We start from the raw sequence: 20,435 nt of genomic DNA on the forward strand, positions 1-20,435 counted from the left end.
GGCCAAATAGATATCATTCTTTTATAGACTTTGGATATTAAAACAGCCAGATACATTGAATTACCTGGCTGATATCAATTTATGCTTCAGCATCTGCCGCAGCAAGGCCTTGATCTTCACCGTCTTCTGGTTTGATCGTGGCTTGAAGTAATAACATTTCGCGTAATTGACCTTCAATCTCATTCGCAATTTCAGGGTTTTCTTTCAAAAACTTAATTGAATTAGATTTACCTTGGCCCACTTTACTGCCTTTATAACTATACCAAGCACCTGCTTTTTCAACCAGTTTATGCTTAACACCTAAGTCAATCAATTCACCATGTTTAGAAATACCTTGTCCATACATAATAATGAACTCAGCTTGCTTAAACGGTGGTGCGACTTTATTTTTAACGATCTTAACTCGTGTCTCATTACCCACAACTTCGTCACCGTCTTTTACAGAGCCAATGCGACGAATATCAATACGAACAGATGAGTAGAACTTCAGCGCATTACCACCAGTGGTCGTTTCTGGATTACCGAACATCACACCAATCTTCATACGAATTTGGTTAATGAAAATACATAAGGTGTTAGAACGCTTAATATTACCCGTTAATTTACGTAATGCTTGTGACATCAAGCGAGCTTGCAAACCAACATGGTGATCACCCATGTCGCCTTCAATTTCAGCTTTTGGCGTAAGTGCAGCAACCGAGTCAACAATCACAACGTCTACCGCGCCAGAGCGCACTAGCATGTCACAAATTTCAAGCGCCTGCTCACCAGTATCTGGCTGTGACACTAATAAATCATCAACATTTACACCTAATTTTTCAGCATAGACTGGATCTAGCGCATGCTCGGCATCAACAAAGGCACATGTTTTGCCCTTCTTTTGTGCTTCTGCAATAACTTGAAGAGTAAGCGTTGTTTTACCAGATGACTCAGGACCATAAATTTCAACAATTCGCCCAGTCGGTAAACCACCTATACCCAAAGCAATATCAATCCCTAGTGAACCAGTTGAGATAGCTTCAATATCTAGAGCTTGGCTATCACCTAGCTTCATAATTGAACCTTTACCAAATTGACGTTCAATTTGTGACAATGCAGCATCAAGTGCTTTTTGTTTATTATCGTTCATTTGCTTCTCCAATCTTGCGTAATGCGAGTAAGTATACTGTATGGAATCACAGTATCAAGCATATTTTTTATTTAAATTTATTAATTACAATATCTAAAGCAAAAGCAATCACTTGCATTCTTACTTGTGCTCTATCTCCAGAAAAAATACACTTTTTAACTTCAAGTTGTCCTGCTATATAAAATGCAAACCAGACTAACCCTACCGGTTTTTCAACACTGCCACCACCAGGCCCCGCGACACCAGAAACAGCAATCGCGACATCCGCTTTTGCATTGCGTGCTGCGCCTGTAGCCATTTCCCGCACTGTTTGCTCACTGACTGCACCATATTGCTCTAAGACTGCATTCGATACGCCAAGTAAATCATGTTTAGCTTGATTGCTGTAAGTAACAAAACACCGATCTACATACGCTGAACTCCCTGGTGTATCGGTGAGCGCAAAACTAATACCGCCACCAGTACATGACTCAGCGGTAGTGATTGTCAGACGTTTATCCGTTAAAATAGTGCCCAATTGTGCAGCGAGGGCCTTGATCTCTTGTTGTAGCTCCATATTCACCCTTTTAGGTAGATGCATGTCGATAGATTTATATTCTGAACATACTATAAAACAACAAACACCTATGATGCAGCAATATCTTAGGATCAAAGTCGAACACCAAGATATTTTATTATTCTATCGAATGGGCGATTTTTATGAATTATTTTTTGATGACGCAATTCGCGCCGCGCAGCTGCTAGATATCTCTCAAACACACCGTGGTAAAGCTGGGGGGGCGCCAATTCCGATGGCGGGTGTACCTTATCATGCTGTTGAGAATTACTTGGCTCGTTTAGTACAAATGGGTGAGTCCGTTGCTTTATGTGAACAAATTGGTGATCCTGCGACTAGTAAGGGTCCTGTAGAGCGTAAAGTCGTACGTATTGTAACGCCTGGGACTGTCACCGATGAGGCGCTATTACAAGAGCGCCAAGACAATTTACTCGCCAGTATTTGGCAAAATAAACAAGGGCACTACGGCCTCGCCTATTTAGATATCAACTCAGGTAGCTTTAATATTGTAGAATTACAAACAGATGAAGCTTTAAGTTCCACCTTACAAAGGTTACAACCTGCTGAGCTACTCTATCCAGAGTCATTTCAAAACTTATATTTAATTGAACAAATTAAAGGGTGTCGACGCCGCCCAGAGTGGGAGTTTGATTTAGACACTGCCAAACATCTTCTATGTCAGCAATTTAACACCAAAGACTTGATAGGCTTTGGTGTGGAACAAGCACATACGGCACTTGTCGCTGCAGGATGTGTTATGCAGTACATCAAAGATACTCAGCGTACCGCACTGCCACATATTCGCGCTATTACATTAGAAAAAAATGAACATGCTGTCATCCTTGATGCCGCAACGCGTAAAAACTTAGAATTAACCGTCAATTTATCGGGCAGTATTGATAATACGCTCGCGCAAGTACTTGATAAAACCTCAACCCCAATGGGCTCTCGATTATTGAAAAGGCGTATCCATACCCCTATTCGTAATCGCTCAGAACTGAATGCTCGTTTGTCCGCTATTACTAGCTTAATTGAGTCACAACTAAGTATAGAGGTTTATGATGCGCTAAAACACATTGGTGATATAGAACGTGTCGTTGCCAGACTAGCACTGTGTAATGCACGGCCACGTGATTTAACACGTTTACGCTCTGCCTTGCAGGCTCTTGGACCATTACATGACATTTTATCTGACTGTAATGACGCTCGAATCACGCAAATTTGCCAACACTCTACCCCTTTACCAAAGTTACAAGACTTATTAGAGCGCGCAATTATTGATAATCCCCCAGTGCTGATTCGTGATGGTGGCGTGATAGCAACGGGCTATAATGCCGACCTTGATGAGTGGCGTGCACTCAGCCAAGGTGCTACCGATATACTTGAGCAACTTGAAGAACGTGAACGAGAACGCACCGGGATCAATACACTAAAAATTGGCTACAACAAGGTGCATGGTTTTTATATCGAAGTTAGCCGCGCAAATGCACATTTAGTCCCTGTTGAATATATACGTAGACAAACATTAAAAAACAATGAACGCTATATCATTCCAGAACTTAAAGAGCATGAAGACAAAGTACTCGGCAGCCAAAGTAAAGCACTGGCACTAGAGAAACAGTTATATGAACAGTTATTTGAATTTATTGCACCTTACCTTGAGCAACTACAAGTCATGGCAGCATCACTTGCCGATTTGGATGTACTCAATACATTAGCTGAACGTGCTCAAACTCTTGATTACTGTCGACCACACTTGACCGAGTCTGATGAAATTAATATCAGTGCAGGCCGTCATCCAGTTGTTGAACAAGTGAGTAAAGACCCGTTCATTGCTAACCCAGTCCACTTAAGCCCTCAACGAAAAATGTTAGTGATAACAGGGCCTAACATGGGTGGTAAATCAACTTATATGCGCCAAACAGCTTTGATTGTGCTAATGGCGCATATAGGAAGCTATGTACCAGCAAGTCATGCAACTCTTGGCCAAGTTGATCGCATTTTTACACGAATTGGCGCCAGTGACGATTTAGCGTCTGGGCGCTCAACATTCATGGTCGAAATGACTGAAACTGCCACTATTTTAAACAATGCATCACACCAATCATTGGTTCTCATGGACGAAATTGGCCGAGGCACAAGTACCTATGATGGTTTATCTCTTGCCTATGCAACAGCAGACTATTTATCACGAAAGATAAACGCAAAAACTTTATTTGCCACCCATTATTTTGAGCTCACAGAATTAGCAGAACAGCAAAATGGATTAGTCAACGTACACCTCGATGCGGTAGAGCACAACGACACCATTGCTTTCAAGCATACTGTACTAGATGGCGCCGCCAGTAAAAGCTTTGGATTACAAGTTGCGGGTCTTGCCGGCGTACCAAAAGAAGTGCTAAAAGTCGCCAAACAAAAGTTGGTTATGTTAGAGAACCATCAAAGCGTTGTGGAATCGAGTGCACCTGCACAACAAACGCTGGCACTGGCAACTGAACCATCCGATCTTGAACTATCCATTCAAGCAATTGACCCTGATGAACTTTCCCCTAGAGAAGCTCACGCGCTATTATATAAGCTTAAGAAGCTTATATAATCCGTTACTCGACTTATAAAAAAACCACTCAAAGAGTGGTTTTTTTATTAAAGGTTCTAATCAATTACATTTGCTCAAATAGACTATCTGTACTTAAACCTTCATGCTGTAAAATATCTTTTAAACGGCGTAGCGCCTCAACTTGAATTTGACGTACCCGCTCTCGCGTTAAGCCAATTTCTCGACCCACATCTTCCAAAGTCGATGGCTCATAACCAAGTAGACCAAAGCGACGTGCTAACACTTCACGCTGCTTAGGATTCAACTCTCCTAACCAATCAACAATATGCTTGTTAATATCATTGCTTTGTACTTCATTCTCCGGACCATGTCCTTTTTCATCGGCAATAATATCTAATAACGCTTTATCATTCTCACCACCTATTGGTGTATCAACTGAGGTGATCTTTTCATTTAAGCGCAGCATTTTTGTTACGTCTTCCACAGGTCTATCTAAACACTCTGCGATTTCTTCCGCTGTGGGCTCATGATCTAACTTTTGTGTGAGTTCACGTGCCGTACGTAAATACACATTAAGCTCTTTAACGACATGAATAGGTAAACGAATGGTACGTGTTTGATTCATTATGGCACGTTCAATTGTCTGACGTATCCACCATGTTGCGTATGTAGAGAAGCGAAATCCTCGTTCTGGATCAAACTTTTCAACGGCACGAATTAGGCCTAAATTACCTTCTTCGATCAGGTCCAATAATGCGAGACCACGATTGTTGTACCGTCGAGCAATTTTCACAACAAGGCGCAAATTACTTTCAATCATACGTTTTCGAGAGGCTTCACAGCCTTTTAAAGCTTTGCGCGCAAAATAAACTTCTTCTTCAGCACTAAGCAGCGGAGAGAAACCAATTTCGCCTAAATATAACTGAGTTGCATCTAGGTTCTTTACTGTTTCGTCTTTAGCGAAAATGTCTTCATCTTCAATGTTCTCTAAAAGCTCAGTTTTAGGTTCATCCAATGTAACATCATCGTTTTTTTCTTCAAAATCTTCCGTTTTTTTGGTCTTAACATTTGCAGTTTGAGCCATATGCATCCTCCCAAGCGAATGAATGGTTTAAATCATCATACTGTCTGTCAGTGTCTTAATTCTTAGGTAAAAACCTAAGTGGGTTTACAGCTTGCCCTCTATAACGGATCTCAAAGCGAAGCGCAGTTTCAGTGGCGTCTGTACTTCCTATGTCGGCAATTCTTTGACCAACTTTAACTTTTTGCTGCTCTTTGACCCATAACTTCGAGTTGTGTGCATAAGCACTCAAGTAATCGTCATTGTGTTTCAAAATGATTAAATTACCATACCCTCTTAATGCACTTCCCGCATAAACCACAGTGCCCGCTGCGGCAGCTTTTACAGGTGTTCCATGTTTATTAGCAATTAATAATCCTTTATAACCATTATCTTTAACAGAAAAACGTTTTATCACCTTACCCAAAACGGGTCTTTGCCACTGTACCTTTTTAGAAATCATCTGCTTAGGCACTTCGGCACTGCTCTTCTGTTCTTTTTGAACATACTCCCGTTGTTTTGGCTTATCAAGTTCTTTTTTCTGTATTTTGTTACTTTTTTGTTTATTAATTTTAGGGTTAGGGTGTTTTACTGGCTTTTTTTTAACCTTATTATTCTTATTTGCAAAACGCTTTAAATGGATAATTTGCCCGGGATAAATTACGTAGGGCGCTTTTATATTATTTATCCGAGCAACAGTCCTCACATCTTTATTTGCGCTAAAGGCAATAGAAAATAAGGTGTCACCTTTGTGAACTTTATATTGATTATTTTTAATGTGAATTTTATGAGTCGAAGTGGTCTTACCAGAATACAAGGAAGTAACAGGAGCTGGTTTATGGCGAGAAGAGCAAGCACCCAACAACATAGCAACCAGTAAGAGTATTAACAGACGCATTTTCATCATTATTTACTGTTCGCCATATAAAATCGTAAATGCTTAATTGGTATTGTCTCTCAATTAAAAATAGAAATTAAATAATATCACCAGCGACCAAAGGTACAAACTTTACTGGTGCTAATGGGTGTTCAATGAATTGCTCACCTTGACGCACAAAAAGGGTTAACACCTGTTCATTCTCACCTAAAGGTACTATCAACGCCCCACCATCTTGTAACTGCTCTAGTAACGACTGTGGTACTGATTTCGCAGCAGCAGTAACAATGATCCCTGCAAAAGGTGCTTTAGACGACCAACCCAACCAGCCGTCACCATGCTTCATAGCCACATTATATAAATCAAGTTGATGCATTCTACGCTTCGCCTGCCACTGTAAGCTTTTGATTCTCTCAACAGTACACACGCTCTCAAAAAGCTGAGCTAAGATTGCAGTTTGATAACCCGATCCGGTGCCTATCTCAAGAACATTACCCGCTACACCAACCTGTCTGAGTACTTCAGTCATTTTACCAACAATGAACGGCTGGGAAATCGTTTGCCCTTGCCCGATAGGTAACGCCGTATTTTCGTAGGACTTATGCTTTAACACATCATCAACGAACAAGTGTCGAGGGGTTTGCTCTAATACCGCAAGTACTTTCGTATCGACAACTCCGAGTTCTTTAAGCTGCTCAATTAAAACACTTGCACTGCGCGCATAATTGTTTAATAACATTACTTTGACTCTTTTAACCAGCTCGCCATCGCCGTCAGGCTGTCATGCGCCGTCATATCAACTTTTAAAGGCGTAACCGACGCATAACCTTCATTGACAGTATGAAAATCAGTACCCGGCCCTGCATCACTTTCACGGCCTAACGGCCCATACCAAAAAATATCCCGCCCCCAAGGATCAACTTGCTGTGTCATTGTTTCAGCTTGATGCCTCGAACCAAGCCGGCTTACTTTCAGTCCCTTGAGTTGAGAAATCGGTAAATCTGGTACATTGATATTAATGATTTGATCAGTCGGTAGGGGGTGTGATTGCAACTTTTTAATTATCTCAACAGTAACATGCGCTGCAGTTTCATAGTGCACTTCGTCTTTTGAGCACAATGATACAGCAATCGCAGGCAACCCCATGTGCCGCCCCTCGATTGCAGCAGCCACTGTTCCTGAATATAACGTATCATCCCCAAGGTTTGCGCCCTTGTTAACTCCAGCTACAACGAGATCAGGACGTTCATCCATTAATTTGTTTATCCCTATATGTACGCAATCCGTTGGAGTCCCGTTGACTGACATAAACCCATTAGCTAGCTTAGACATACGTAACGGGTTCATCAGTGTTAATGAATTGCTTGCACCACTGCAATTGCGATCAGGTGCCACCACTGTCACTTCGGCAACTTGGCTCAATGCTTGATACAATACCTCAATACCTTTTGCATGCACCCCATCATCATTACTGAGTAGTATTCTCATCTTTATTATTGTCCGTTATGTTATCTTTAGAGGCATCTCGGTGCTTCACCAGCTCCCTGAGTAACGCCGTCGCAAACGTACCTTTTGGTAAACTAAACGATAATTTTATCGTCGTTTCGTCCAATGTTTGCACTTCTAGATCTTGCGGAACTAAACGCAATGCACGGCGCTCATTCTTTAACCCTAATTCAGCAAGACCTTCTTGCCAAGCACTAAATGGTAACAGCCATGTTTTCTCTTGCTCTGTTAAGCCTTTTTCACCTTTGCCCACCAGCGGTGCTGACAAAAGAATATCACCGCCAGTTAACCGAGATATGGTGTTATCACTGATATTTTCTTCAAAAAAGGCATTACTACCACTCAACATAAAGACTTCTTTATGCCACGTTTTGGCCAACCCATGCTCCGCAACGCGCTGGCTAACAATAGCGTTAAAAATGTGAGAGCGCGCGGCCGATATAATGATACCGCGTAATTTCTTATCTCGAATACGTTCACCTGCAAACATGCGTTCGGCCATGTCAAGATTATGCCCATCATGACCAAAACGCTGCTCACCAAAGTAATTTGGTACTCCTTGGCGTACGGCATTAATACGAGATAAAATATCTAATGGTGTACTAATATTACGCAAGGTTATTTGAAACTTATTTCCTGAATGGCAGCCAGTGCGTAGTTTTCTATTGTGTCTAACTTGTTTAATAACAAAAACACTGTCGCTGTTTAATTCTGTAAAATCAATACTCTGCTTAATCGGAACTGGTACACTAAACCATTGACTGGTTACACCGTGTCTGTCTTTTAGGCCGGCATAGCTCACATCTCGTGGCGCGACATTGGCAAATTTTGCAATCATCTTCGCCACGTATTGCGTATTTTCACCTTTTTTGATCACTTGTAGACACACATGCTCACCTTCACCAGTAAGCTCAATATCAAGTATTTCGTCTACAACAAAGTCTTCTGCGCTGGTTTTATAATCTGCCGATGATAATGGCTCACCATATAGATAGTTTAAATCCTTCATATTTTTGTTACCAATACCACTGCGTGTGCAGAAATACCTTCTTTTCGTCCTTCAAAACCGAGTTTTTCAGTTGTCGTAGCTTTGACGTTAACTTGGTCAATAGCAACGCCACAATCTTGTGCTAAATTGGCTCTCATTGCATCAATATGCGGTCGCATTTTAGGCGCTTGTGCCACAATAGTGACATCACAATTTGCCAATGTATAACCTAACTCAGTAACTTGCTCAACAACACGGCGTAATAATATGCGACTGTCTATATTTTCAAATTCATCAGCGGTATCAGGGAAGTGTTTGCCAATATCACCCAAAGCTAAAGCCCCTAGTAAAGCATCACACAACGCATGTACTGCAACATCACCATCTGAGTGTGCAATAAAGCCATATTGATAGGGGATCTTTTCACCACAAATAACCAACGGACCTTCACCACCGAATTTATGTACATCAAACCCATGGCCAATTCTTATCATGTTGCACTCTCTTTTTGCTGTTGAGATATTAAAAAACACGCCAAGGCGTAATCTTCTGGCGTGGTAATTTTTATATTGTCTGAGCGCCCAGCAATAAGCTGTACAGGCTCATTATTCCATTCCATCGCGGATGCTTCATCCGTGATCTTAACGTTGTTTAACAACGCACTTTCAAGAGCAATCCGCAATGCTGCAAATGGAAACATTTGCGGCGTTAATGCTTGCCATAGTTCATCACGCGGCACGGTACCTAAACTATATTCATTGCCACGTTTAATCGTGTCTTTTACTTTAGCAGCTAAAATCCCACCTTGTTCCTTATCGATACACTGGGTCACTAACTGTGTAATATCCGATGCTGTCACCAACGGTCTGGCCGCATCATGAACAAGCACCCAATCAGGCGCATACTCAACTAGCATATTTAAGGCATTTAACACCGAGTCTGACCGTTCTTGTCCACCTGGCGTGCGAATTATTCGCTCGTTATCAATATTTAGCTCTGGGAAATAAGCGTCTTGCTCACTAATAGCGACAGCTATTACGCCCACATCAGGGATATCCAACATTTTGTCTAACGTATGTTCTAGCACCGTTTTCCCCGCAATATTTAAGTATTGCTTTGGATGGGACAGTTGCATACGACTCCCCACACCCGCTGCGGGCACAACAATGGCTATTTTAGGCTTTTTATTCATGGTGTTTTTTTGGCAGAACTCTTATGAATGTTTCATTGGGTTTGATCATACCTAGCTCATGTCGCGCACGTTCTTCTACGCCCTCTAAACCAAGTTTTAAGTCTTCGATATCAGCTTTAAGTAGCTTGTTACGTTTTTCCAGTTTTGCATTGACTTGTTGGTGCGCGGTGACCGCATCCTTAAGCCTTATGTAGTCTTTTAAGCCATTGTGGCCAAACCAGAGCTGATACTGAATAAAGGCCGCTAAGCAAACTAAAGCAAATTGAAATAAGCGCACTATTTAGCTCCTAACGCCTGTTATGCATTTCTAAGATTAATATGGACGTTTTTTTATTGTTCTTACGTTTTTCCAGTTAATCATACTGGCTAACAGCATTTCCCTTAAGCTTAATATCCTGGGGCTTATCGCCTTGCCAAATCGCCATTGATGTCCGCAACATGCGGCGCTGAGTAGCGCTTTTGACGGTTTAAGCATCATGGTAAAGTCATTATCATGACTTCGCCCTGAACAATTGAACCATTGGTGTTGGTTGCAATGTACAGTATTGTCTCGCACTTGATCTATGGTGTCTATGGCTAACCGTGTTAGACCGTCACTTGAAATGATAATGGGTACCACCAGCCCCACAACAGCATAGCGTTTAAAATAACCTTCACATACATCAGCTTGCCATTTTGGTTGTGCTTTTTGACTGCATAACCAACTGCCATTGTGACTGTCTAACTCTAAAGGGACACATCCTTGTACTATATGACGTGCCGCGCGCTCCACATAGTAAGGCAGGCTTTGTAAAGCGCGTGATATCTGTTCTTGATCCGCTCTTTTAGCCAAAGCAGGGATCTCTCTTGCATAAAAGACATTAACTAATTCTGCAAATTGTAATCGCTCATGTTCATCATGCCATAAGCTGTTTTGCGTATTTGATGTCGTTAACAGGTCTTTATCCACGCTATTTCTCACTGAGTATGAAAGTTATAGCATGGCCTATCACTGCAAGCTAGCCTTTCGGCTTTTCCCCTAAGCGTGCCTCACCATTTTCCATAAACTGCACCACTGCCGTGCGTTTTTTCCCTACCAATAAGCTGCCATCACATAAAAACATAAAGTTTTGCCAACAACGCTGGAATACTGCAAAGTTAGTTTCAATCACCTGCTCTCGTGACATACAAAAATACACTGTGGTATTTGCTTCCCAGCCAAGGTGCGTGGAGATTGATTCTGGTAATGACTCCTCACCTTGCTCCCAAGGCTGCTCCCAATCTACATTTTCTGACCAGCTATCTTCTTTACCAACCCACTCTGAAGGGTTAAAAAAGTCAGGGTGATCTTGGTCACGACTTATCATCGTGCTCCACAAAACCGCCGCACGCTCTTTCGTCATGGGCTTTATGGCAGCTAAATCACTTTCTGATATTGGTAAATCTTGATGTTTAAAAACCCATGCTTTTCTAAAGTCTTCAAGCGCAATATAATTCATACAACAGGCCAGTTTGGCAAACATTAGTGCGCAGTATACCGCACAGTAAACGGAGCGAACAGTGAAGCAAACACTAAAACCCGGTATTTATAAGCATTACAAAGGTCAACAATATCGCGTATTCCACTGCGCAACACACAGTGAAACGCAAGAATTGATGGTTGTTTATCAAACGCTATATGGCGATTTTGATTTTTGGGTACGCCCCTTCAGCATGTTTATCGAAAATGTGACGATAGAGGGAGTTGAAATCCCTCGCTTTAAATATATCGCGTCATAGCAACACATTTATCCCCCCTAGCGACAGGTCACCTTTTTATGGCAAGATAAGCCATTGTCATCAGACCAGTCGTTAGGTAACACAGTGAACTTTCAAGGTACTAATAATTACATTGCGAGCAACGCATTAAAACAGGCAGTAAATGCCGCTATTATTTTAGAGAAACCGCTCCTTATAAAAGGGGAGCCTGGTACAGGTAAAACCTTACTCGCAGAAGAGCTTGCCAACAACCTTAACACTCGCCTTATTCAATGGCATATAAAATCAACCACCAAAGCACAACAAGGTTTGTATGAGTATGACGCAGTATCACGCTTAAGGGATAGTCAATTAGGTGAGCAACGCGTACATGACATAAATAACTACATCGTTAAAGGCAAACTATGGCACGCCTTTACCGATGTACAACGCCCCGTCTTACTTATTGATGAAATAGACAAAGCTGACATTGAATTCCCCAATGATTTATTACTTGAACTCGATAAGATGGAGTTTCACGTATATGAAACCGGTGAACGCGTCAAAGCAAAAGTCCGTCCTATCGTGATCATTACATCCAATAACGAAAAAGAGCTCCCAGATGCTTTTTTACGTCGCTGCTTTTTTCACTATATTGATTTTCCATCAGCCCAGCAAATGCAGCAAATTATTGATGTACATTACCCAAATATAAAAGCCGAGTTGGTACAGCAAGCACTGGAAAGCTTTTTTAAATTGAGGGATATACCAGGGCTTCAGAAAAAGCCCAGTACCAGTGAACTACTTGATTGGCTTAAGCTGCTTATGGCAGAAGATATTGACAGCTCAACGCTACATGATAAACAGCATCAAGGTGGTCTTATGCCTTTGTTTGGCGCTCTATTAAAAAACGAACAAGATGTGAGCTTAATTGAAAAACTGGCTTTTATGAGTAAGCGATAAACCATGCTAATTGAGTTTTTTTTCACGCTTAAACGCTATGGGCTAAAGGTAAGCCCACGCGAGCTACTCGACTGCTTGAATGCATTAGACAAAGGGTTAGCCTTTGCCGACATCGATGCTTTTTATGAGTTAAGTAAAATCATTTTTGTAAAAGATGAAACGCAATTTGATAAATTTGACCGTGCATTCGCTCATTACTTCCAAGGTATCGAATCACAAGACTTACTCTCGAAATTACAATCCACGACAAAGCTCCCCAATGACTGGTTGAGAAAAGAGTTTGAAAAAAATCTATCAGAAGAAGAAAAGCAGCAACTCAATGCACTCGGGGGGCTTGATAAACTGCTTGAAACACTCAAGCAGCGCCTCACTGAGCAGCAAAAGCGTCATGCTGGAGGCAATAAATGGGTCGGCACCGGCGGCACGTCCCCATTTGGCGCTTATGGTTATAACCCAGAGGGCGTTCGGATAGGTCAAGATGGTAACCGGCAACGCAAAGCCGTTAAAGTGTGGGATAAACGTCAATACCGCAATTTAGACGCCAACACTGAAATCACCAGCAGAACGATGAAATTGGCGTTAAAGAAACTCCGAAAGTTTGCAAAAAGTGGCGCCAGTGATCAGCTTGACCTCAATGAAACCATCGCTGCAACCGCTAAACAAGGGGGTATGCTCGATGTAAAAATGATGCCTGAACGACATAATGCAATTAATGTCATTATGCTGTTCGATATAGGTGGTTCAATGGATGACTATATTCATTTATGCGAACAATTATTTGGTGCTGCACACAGTGAATTTAAACATTTAGAGTTTTTCTATTTTCATAATTGCGTATATGAACAAGTTTGGCAAGACAATGAACGACGCGATAGCGAAGCACTAGATACTTACCAACTCATAAATCGTTTTGGCAAAGATTACCGACTAATTTTTGTCGGAGATGCCACAATGGGGCCCTATGAAATTACCTATCCCGGTGGCAGTGTTGAGCATTGGAACCAAGAAGCTGGCAGTGTATGGCTAAATCGCCTGACACTGCATTTTGAAAAAGTCGCATGGTTAAACCCACAGCCGGCCACTCATTGGCCCTATTACCAATCAATAGAGATCATTGCTGAATTGATGAAAAATCGCATGTATCCCTTGACGTTAGACGGTATCAGTAAAGCGATAAAAACATTAACTTAATGATTTTAATTATATTTCCCAAAAAAAAAGCCGCGTTATACGCGGCTTTTTTATTTTCATTGTCTACTAAGACATGAAATCAACACCCTCTTGGATGTCTTTAGTTAGTGTTGCAAGCATGTCTTCTTTTGCTTTTTGCTCAAATGCACTTAGCTCGCCGTACGAAAGAATTTCTTCTACGCCGTTTTTGCCTAAACGTACAGGGTGTGCAAAGTATGGAGCATCGCCATTTTCAACAGCAACATATGCATAATCTACAACGTCTTGACCTTGTAGACCTTTAACCAATGAGAAGCAGAAGCGTGCAGCTGCAGCACCCATTGAAAGCGTAGCAGAACCGCCACCCGCTTTAGCATTAACAACTTCAGTACCCGCATTTTGGATGCGAGGTGTTAGTGCTGCAACTTCTTCATCAGTGAATGAAACACCCTCAACTTGTGAAAGAAGTGGTAAAATGGTAGTACCTGAATGGCCACCAATCACTGGTACTTTCACTTCAGATACATCAACACCTTTCAATTCTGCGATGAAAGCTTCAGAACGAATAACGTCTAGCGTTGTTACACCAAATACGCGTGATGCTTCATAAGTACCCGCTTTTTTGAATACTTCAGCAACAATTGGCACAGTGCCATTTACTGGGTTTGTGATAACACCCACAAGCGCTTTAGGACAGTTACGTACAATACCTTCAGCAAGCGTTTTGATGATGCCTGCATTTACATTGAATAGGTCAGCACGGTCCATACCAGGCTTACGAGGCATACCAGCAGGGATCAATACGATGTCAGCACCTGTTAGTGCAGCATCAAGGTCATCCGCACCAAAACCAGCTACTTTCACTGCCGTTGGGATGTGAGAAAGATCAACAGCAACACCAGGAACAACTGGCGCTACGTCGTATAATGATAATTCAGAACCTGCAGGCAAGCCATTTTTAAGTAACAGTGATAAAGCTTGACCAATACCGCCAGCGGCACCCAATACAGCAACTTTCATGTGAATTCTCCATACATTGAAGGTAAATATAGAACGCGTCTCTCTTTCGCAGCTAACCTTCGCATATTGATATGCACTTTACTTGGTGTGCACATTAGCACTCACTTTCTGCCATATGAGACAAAAATAACCACGAGTGCTCAATAATTGAGTTTTTGTGTAATCAACGAATATGAATTTTGATCAACTGCCATCATCATAAAGGTCATAAAGTGCGGTTAATCCCAGTAAAATTCATACAAATTACTAAAAATATAGCCAAAAAAGATAAACAGGCTCAAGTGTGCAGTAAAGATAATGAAAAGCGCAGGTAAAAACAAATTTATCCGAGTTATTTTCATGATTTTTTCGACTATAGTTGTAAAGATCACGGCACTTAGCGTTTACGCTCGCTGAGCTACCCGATTATCCGGCCGCTAAAATTTGGGTCACAACGTAGTTTTGTGTAGAATCCTATACATCGTAATTTCAATGATGGGTCGTTATGCAGCCTCAAGAAAAACAAGAAGCGCTTGTTAAAGCATTTAAAGCTTTACTCAAAGAAGAAAACTTTGGTTCACAAGGAGAAATTGTTGACGCGTTAAAAGAACAAGGTTTCGACAATGTCAGTCAAAGTAAAGTTTCTCGTATGTTGAGTAAATTTGGTGCGGTAAGAACACGTAATGCGAAACAAGAGATGGTGTATTGCTTGCCAGCTGAGATGGGTGTACCAACCGCAAAGAGCCCATTGCGTCAACTTGTTATTGATATCGTGCACAATGAAATGATGATCATCATTAGAACCAGCCCTGGCGCTGCTCAACTGATCGCACGATTATTAGACTCTTTGGGCACTGCAGACGGTGTACTTGGTACTATCGCAGGTGACGACACCATTTTTATTGCACCAGCAAAAATATCAGAAATAGATGCCACACTCGAACGAGTTAAGACGTTATTTGATAACGTATAAAGCGCTATTTTGCTACAAGGTTTATTCGCAGCTTTGCGCCATGGTATTCAGAAATTGAATTGATGGTGCAAAGAAAGCAGCCCCCATATCCGCTTGATTATAGTCTAGCCATAAATCGTAATTTTCGTCCGTCCCTAATCGGGAGTGTAATACAGTATCGAAGGCATCACCCTGAGCGGAGCAACTCACCCATAAACTCCCTTGTTCAAATACATCACCAAATGGCATACTTTGATCAAGTAATAGCGCCAAACCTTTGTCATTGGTAAGTTCTGCTAAAAAAGCATGGCTATTGTCACGTGCCGGCTCAATCAATTCGTTATCTAATCGAGTTCGTCCCATTATTTGTTCTTGCTCATCAAGTGCCAATGCTTGCCAAGCATCAATGTTGAACTTAACTCGCTGCACATGAATATAGCTGCCTTGATGGTCCAACTGCTGAGGATTATCTACTAGAGCAACTTGGCGTTTAAAACGCCCATGAGGCGCATTACCACCATATATAAACCCATTAAAGTCCCTGCCATCCAAAAAGCGAAACCCTCGCACATGCGCCACAAGCTCAACACTTGATGCAAGCATATGTAAAACACTTTGTGCAAAAAGATGATTTACATCCTCACGGTCTGAGCGGATCACATACATTAAATCAAATGGCTGGCTGTGCACCAAATGCTCGGTATTACTGATATGAGGAAAGCTTTTTAACTCTGGTGGAATATATTCCGGATAAATATGCGGCCAATACTGAGCACCAATAGCAACAAAGCTACTGACCATCGATTCAGAGAAGCGATCACTTAATTCGTTTTGCAATCTCTCACAATTTGCTAATGCAGCACGCACAACCTCGTCGTGTCCATCTAGTACATTAAAAAATAAATGAAGACCATGTAGGTTTGCTTCAGCACATACCCCTGATTGCGCTTGCGCCATACTAGTCCTTCCTTAATTCAGCTCTTGCTCAGAAAAGAAATTTACCGCATGTGTCTTTATTTTGAAAGAAACAGGAAGGTTTGCATCAATTACTTTATCCGCTGGCGCAGGCACTTCAATTAACTGCTCAGCAAAGCGTACCCGATAAACGTATTCGGTTCCCACAAAGCGCTGCTGTTCTACTGACACTTGACCTGAGGGGTCATTAACTAACTCTAAATGCTGCGGGCGAACAAAAATCTTACCTTGCTGCTGTGACTGCGATAAAGGCACCATAGAACTTACGTCACCAAAATCTGTGGTAACCCCTGCGCCATTATATCTGGTCGCATCAAGGTAGATCCCTTGCCCTAAAAACTCGGCAACAACCTTATTTTTTGGCTGCTGAAAAAGCGTTTTTGCACAGCCTAATTGCGCAATTTGACCTTCATGCATAATGGCTAATTTATCTGAAAAGGCAAACGCTTCATCTTTTGAGTGACTAACAAAAATAGCCGACACTTGCTGATCTTTAATAATGGCGCGAATATCATTAATTAACTGATAACGCACTTGTGCATCTATATTTGAAAAGGGTTCATCGAGTAGTAATAAATTAGGTCGATAGGCCAACGCCCTTGCGATAGCGACACGCTGCTGCTGGCCACCAGATAGTTCATGCGGGTAACGCCCTCGAAAGTTTGTTAGATGTACTAACTCCAGCATTTCATCGACACGCTTTTCACGCTCAGATTTATCGAGCTTGTTTAACCCAAAGGCTATATTTTGCGCAACGGTTAAGTGAGGGAACAGCGCATAATCTTGAAACATCATACCGATATTACGATGCTGAGGCGCAACAAAGAGCGATTCATCACTCATACATTGACCGTTAATAACGACTTTACCATGCTGAGGTTGAATCAATCCTGCAATAGCCTTTAAAGTTGTCGTTTTACCGCACCCACTGGCCCCTAACAAACATACGATCTCATTTGGCTCAACCGTTAGATTAAGGTTTTTAATCACTGACTGACCGTCATATTTATACGATAGATTTTGTAAAAGTAAGCTACTCATTAATTATGCTGCTCCATAGACCGATTAACAAAATACAACGGAATTAACCCTACCAACACGATAAACAAAGCAGAAACTGAAGCCAACTCTAACTGTTCATCACTCACATATTGAAATACATGTGTTGCTAATGTTTCAAAATTGAATGGACGTAATAACAGCGCCGCGGGTAACTCTTTCATACACTCGATAAAAACCAGCAAAGCTGCTGTTAGAATTCCTCGGCGCAGCAGTGGAAAATGTACAAGCGTCAATGTTTGAAAAAAACCTTTCCCCATACTTTGACTCGCCATATCAAGTGATGGACTTATTCTGACATAGCTTGCCTCAACGGCACCATGCGCAATAGCATAAAAACGCACGACATACGCAAGTATCATCGCGAAAATACTACCACTGAGTAATAAGCCCGGCTCAAAACTTGTTTCAGCAAACCACTCATTGAGTTTAGTATCTAGTAACGTTAATGGTAGTAATACTGCAATTGCGAGTACCGTGCCCGGTAATGCATACCCAGTACTGGCAAAACGCCCTGGTACAGACTTTCTTTTTCCTTCGCCAATCCGTTGATAAAATACAACTAACACACTCAACAAAATAGCAATGGCACTCACCCACAACGATACCTTTAAACTTTGCCATGCATATAAGAAGAACTGGCTGTTCCATGCTTCATCAAAGTAGTCAATCGCGTAACCAGCTAGAATGCTTACGGGTAAAACAAAAGCAATCATTAACACAGCGACACAATACGCTGTTGCACCCCACGCAGACTTACCCTGTAATCGATACAAAGCCGTATCGTTAACCGATGATTGACGTTCATGAATAGTGTCATTTTTACGGCTTAAACGCTCTAGCATGAGAGATACAAATAAAAATAACAGCATGATCCCTGAGATTTTTGCCGCAGCGGTTAGCGAGTAATACCCCAACCACGTATCATAAACAGCGGTTGTCAATGTGCTCACAGCAAAATAATGTACCGTCGCAAAGTCAGCCATTGTTTCCATACTGATCAAAGCAAGTGCTGCAACAATAGCGCCCCGTGCTAGCGGTAAACTGACTTTAAAGAAGCTCTGTAGCGGGCTCATACCCATTAACTGGCTTGCTTGCACCAATTTAAATGATTGCTCTCTTAAAGCTGTTTTAAAAATTAAATATAAATAAGGGTAGAGTACTAACGCAATCATCACAATCGCACCAGGCAAAGTACGAATATCAAAAAACCAATAATCATTAGGAGACTGCCAACCAAACCACTCTCGTAATGTTACTTGCACTGGGCCTGCATAATCGAGCAAATCGGTATAAATATACGCAATAATATAAGTGGGCATGGCAAGTGGCAGCATTAACGCCCATTCAAAGACTTTACGGCCCGGAAACTGGCAATACGCCGTTAACCAGCCAAGCGGCAGTGCAATGACACAACTTAAAGATATCACCCCAAGAATCAGTAATAGGGTATTAGAGGTGTAGTCCCAAAGAACTGTGTTCCACAAATGTGTGAAGACCTCTGAATCTCCTTGCAAAGATTCAAAGATCAAAAAAGCCAGCGGTGCTGATAGACACATGCCTATCAGCCACGCAAATACCTGCCATTTAGACAGTGAAGACGATGCTTGCATTAAAGATCAAATTTAACCTCATCGATCAGCTTAAGTGCTAATGGACGATATTTACTAATTTCAGACAATGGTAAAGCGTCTTCCTTAAACGTGCCCCATGATGCCACCAAGTTCGACAATGCTACTCCAGGTTTAACCGGATACTCCATATTCATTGACGCATACATATTCTGGGCTTTATTGTCGGTCATAAACTCTATAAGTTTCAAGGCATTTTCTGGGTTTTTAGCATATTTAGTCATCACAACCCCTGAGACATTTAAATGCGCACCACGGTTTGTTTGATTCGGGAAGTTAATATGAACAGCATCTGCCCACGTTTTTTGCTTGCTGTCTTGTAACATTTTTCCAAAATAATAACTATTACCTAACGCCACATCACATAAGCCTTCTTTAACCGCTTTCACTTGAGCACGATCGTTACCTTGTGGTTTGCGCGCTAAGTTACTCTTCACCCCTTCTAGCCACTGCTTTGTGTCAGCTTCTCCATGATGTGCGATCATAGACGCAATTAACCCTAAATTATAAGGGTGCTTGCCTGAACGCATGCAAATTTTGCCTTTATAAGTCGCCGACGCTAAATCTTCGTAGCCTAAATCAGCAAGCTTACCGACACGCTCTTTTGACGAATAAACATTACGCACACGCTTCGTTAACGCAACCCACTCTCCAGCAGGATCGCGAAAAGCAACAGGGATGTTACGAGTCACCACATCGCTTTCTATTTTTTGCGTTAGGTTGAGATCATCTAGTTGCATCAAGGCACTAAAGTTTGACGTTAATACTAAGTCAGCTCGGCTATGCTTACCTTCACGTTTTACGCGTTCAATTAGCCCTTTTTTAGCGAAAACGACATTGGTTTTTATGCCTGTCTGTTTGGTGAAGTCATCTAAAATTGGCTGGATCAAGAACGGTTGACGAAAAGAATAGATATTAACCTCGTCCGCTGCCAATGCGGGTAAACAAGTCAAAGATGTAAAAACAATCGCTAATGCTTTTTTCATTAAAGCCTCCAGATAAAAACAATAATTATTATCAGCTAATAATATCTCTTATGATGCTAAAAAACACCCTCTGAATAAAACTAGCTTTATGCTGTTGCAAATAACTGTATCACTAAATC

Annotated in this window: 22 protein-coding genes; 5 read left to right on the forward strand and 17 right to left on the reverse strand. The window is 41.6% G+C overall.

Annotated elements, in window-relative coordinates:
- Positions 1 to 79: 79 nt before the first annotated feature.
- Positions 80 to 1,129 (reverse strand): recombinase RecA, encoded by a 1,050-nt coding sequence (gene recA / locus PCIT_RS08530; protein ID WP_010362389.1) that lies wholly within the window; start codon positions 1,127 to 1,129, stop codon positions 80 to 82.
- Positions 1,130 to 1,196: 67 nt separating this feature from the next.
- Positions 1,197 to 1,685, reverse strand: a complete 489-nt coding sequence (locus PCIT_RS08535; protein WP_010362388.1) for a CinA family protein — start codon at positions 1,683 to 1,685, stop codon at positions 1,197 to 1,199.
- Between the two features lie 22 nt (positions 1,686 to 1,707).
- Here PCIT_RS08535 and mutS point away from each other — a divergent pair, with 22 nt between their 5' ends.
- Positions 1,708 to 4,281 carry a DNA mismatch repair protein MutS gene (mutS, locus tag PCIT_RS08540; protein ID WP_010362387.1) on the forward strand — a complete coding sequence of 858 codons (2,574 nt, stop codon included), beginning with the start codon at positions 1,708 to 1,710 and terminating at the stop codon, positions 4,279 to 4,281.
- A gap of 64 nt (positions 4,282 to 4,345) precedes the next feature.
- Here the strand turns inward: mutS and rpoS are convergent, their stop codons facing one another.
- The 10 genes from rpoS to PCIT_RS08590 all read right to left on the reverse strand — a co-directional run bounded on the left by rpoS (position 4,346) and on the right by PCIT_RS08590 (position 11,343).
- Positions 4,346 to 5,326 carry an RNA polymerase sigma factor RpoS gene (gene rpoS, locus PCIT_RS08545; RefSeq protein WP_010362386.1) on the reverse strand — a complete coding sequence of 327 codons (981 nt, stop codon included), beginning with the start codon at positions 5,324 to 5,326 and terminating at the stop codon, positions 4,346 to 4,348.
- A 55-nt stretch (positions 5,327 to 5,381) separates the two neighbouring features.
- The gene (locus PCIT_RS08550) at positions 5,382 to 6,209 is read right to left on the reverse strand and encodes a peptidoglycan DD-metalloendopeptidase family protein (protein WP_010362385.1); all 828 of its coding nucleotides are present in this window, start codon (positions 6,207 to 6,209) and stop codon (positions 5,382 to 5,384) included.
- A 67-nt stretch (positions 6,210 to 6,276) separates the two neighbouring features.
- Positions 6,277 to 6,918 carry a protein-L-isoaspartate(D-aspartate) O-methyltransferase gene (locus tag PCIT_RS08555; protein WP_010362384.1) on the reverse strand — a complete coding sequence of 214 codons (642 nt, stop codon included), beginning with the start codon at positions 6,916 to 6,918 and terminating at the stop codon, positions 6,277 to 6,279.
- Positions 6,918 to 7,667 carry a 5'/3'-nucleotidase SurE gene (gene surE / locus PCIT_RS08560; RefSeq protein WP_010362383.1) on the reverse strand — a complete coding sequence of 250 codons (750 nt, stop codon included), beginning with the start codon at positions 7,665 to 7,667 and terminating at the stop codon, positions 6,918 to 6,920. The genes PCIT_RS08555 and surE overlap by 1 nt, the downstream gene beginning before the upstream one ends.
- A complete protein-coding gene (truD, locus tag PCIT_RS08565) occupies positions 7,648 to 8,694 on the reverse strand; it encodes a tRNA pseudouridine(13) synthase TruD (RefSeq protein ID WP_010362382.1) in 1,047 nt (348 codons plus the stop codon). The genes surE and truD overlap by 20 nt, the downstream gene beginning before the upstream one ends.
- A complete protein-coding gene (gene ispF / locus PCIT_RS08570) occupies positions 8,691 to 9,167 on the reverse strand; it encodes a 2-C-methyl-D-erythritol 2,4-cyclodiphosphate synthase (RefSeq protein ID WP_010362381.1) in 477 nt (158 codons plus the stop codon). Before ispF ends, truD begins: the two co-directional genes overlap by 4 nt.
- Entirely contained in the window at positions 9,164 to 9,865 is a 702-nt protein-coding gene (gene ispD, locus PCIT_RS08575; RefSeq protein WP_010362380.1) for a 2-C-methyl-D-erythritol 4-phosphate cytidylyltransferase, read from the reverse strand. The genes ispF and ispD overlap by 4 nt, the downstream gene beginning before the upstream one ends.
- Positions 9,858 to 10,142, reverse strand: a complete 285-nt coding sequence (gene ftsB / locus PCIT_RS08580) for a cell division protein FtsB (protein WP_010362379.1) — start codon at positions 10,140 to 10,142, stop codon at positions 9,858 to 9,860. The genes ispD and ftsB overlap by 8 nt, the downstream gene beginning before the upstream one ends.
- A 36-nt stretch (positions 10,143 to 10,178) precedes the next feature.
- Positions 10,179 to 10,814, reverse strand: coding sequence for a hypothetical protein (locus PCIT_RS08585; protein WP_010362378.1), 636 nt, complete (start codon positions 10,812 to 10,814; stop codon positions 10,179 to 10,181).
- Positions 10,815 to 10,863: 49 nt separating this feature from the next.
- Positions 10,864 to 11,343: a DUF2947 domain-containing protein gene (locus tag PCIT_RS08590; protein ID WP_010362377.1), complete on the reverse strand. Its 480-nt coding sequence runs from the start codon at positions 11,341 to 11,343 to the stop codon at positions 10,864 to 10,866.
- 61 nt (positions 11,344 to 11,404) lie between these two features.
- On the opposite strand from PCIT_RS08590, the gene PCIT_RS08595 reads away from it, so the two are divergent.
- From PCIT_RS08595 to PCIT_RS08605, 3 genes are all read left to right on the forward strand, one after another.
- Positions 11,405 to 11,623 (forward strand): DUF1653 domain-containing protein, encoded by a 219-nt coding sequence (locus PCIT_RS08595; protein ID WP_010362376.1) that lies wholly within the window; start codon positions 11,405 to 11,407, stop codon positions 11,621 to 11,623.
- An 84-nt stretch (positions 11,624 to 11,707) separates the two neighbouring features.
- Positions 11,708 to 12,544 carry an AAA family ATPase gene (locus PCIT_RS08600; protein ID WP_010362375.1) on the forward strand — a complete coding sequence of 279 codons (837 nt, stop codon included), beginning with the start codon at positions 11,708 to 11,710 and terminating at the stop codon, positions 12,542 to 12,544.
- 3 nt (positions 12,545 to 12,547) lie between these two features.
- A complete protein-coding gene (locus tag PCIT_RS08605; protein ID WP_010362374.1) occupies positions 12,548 to 13,735 on the forward strand; it encodes a vWA domain-containing protein in 1,188 nt (395 codons plus the stop codon).
- Positions 13,736 to 13,801: 66 nt separating this feature from the next.
- On the opposite strand, the gene mdh is transcribed toward PCIT_RS08605, so the two are convergent.
- Complete coding sequence (gene mdh / locus PCIT_RS08610) at positions 13,802 to 14,734, reverse strand: malate dehydrogenase (RefSeq protein WP_010362373.1); 933 nt, start codon at positions 14,732 to 14,734, stop codon at positions 13,802 to 13,804.
- Between the two features lie 484 nt (positions 14,735 to 15,218).
- Between mdh and argR the strand changes: the two genes are divergently transcribed.
- The gene (gene argR / locus PCIT_RS08615) at positions 15,219 to 15,686 is read left to right on the forward strand and encodes a transcriptional regulator ArgR (protein WP_010362372.1); all 468 of its coding nucleotides are present in this window, start codon (positions 15,219 to 15,221) and stop codon (positions 15,684 to 15,686) included.
- 21 nt (positions 15,687 to 15,707) lie between these two features.
- On the opposite strand, the gene PCIT_RS08620 is transcribed toward argR, so the two are convergent.
- Genes PCIT_RS08620 through PCIT_RS08635 form a run of 4 tightly spaced genes read right to left on the reverse strand, consistent with a single transcriptional unit; the run spans position 15,708 to position 20,316 of the window.
- Positions 15,708 to 16,622, reverse strand: a complete 915-nt coding sequence (locus PCIT_RS08620; protein ID WP_010362371.1) for a Dyp-type peroxidase — start codon at positions 16,620 to 16,622, stop codon at positions 15,708 to 15,710.
- A 12-nt stretch (positions 16,623 to 16,634) separates the two neighbouring features.
- Entirely contained in the window at positions 16,635 to 17,681 is a 1,047-nt protein-coding gene (locus PCIT_RS08625; protein ID WP_010362370.1) for an ABC transporter ATP-binding protein, read from the reverse strand.
- Positions 17,681 to 19,312 carry an ABC transporter permease gene (locus PCIT_RS08630; RefSeq protein WP_010362369.1) on the reverse strand — a complete coding sequence of 544 codons (1,632 nt, stop codon included), beginning with the start codon at positions 19,310 to 19,312 and terminating at the stop codon, positions 17,681 to 17,683. Before PCIT_RS08630 ends, PCIT_RS08625 begins: the two co-directional genes overlap by 1 nt.
- On the reverse strand, positions 19,312 to 20,316 hold the full coding sequence (locus tag PCIT_RS08635) for a Fe(3+) ABC transporter substrate-binding protein (protein WP_010362368.1): 1,005 nt from the start codon (positions 20,314 to 20,316) through the stop codon (positions 19,312 to 19,314). The genes PCIT_RS08630 and PCIT_RS08635 overlap by 1 nt, the downstream gene beginning before the upstream one ends.
- Positions 20,317 to 20,435 lie beyond the last annotated feature (119 nt).

The organism is Pseudoalteromonas citrea (genome assembly GCF_000238375.3).
GTDB lineage: Bacteria > Pseudomonadota > Gammaproteobacteria > Enterobacterales > Alteromonadaceae > Pseudoalteromonas > Pseudoalteromonas citrea.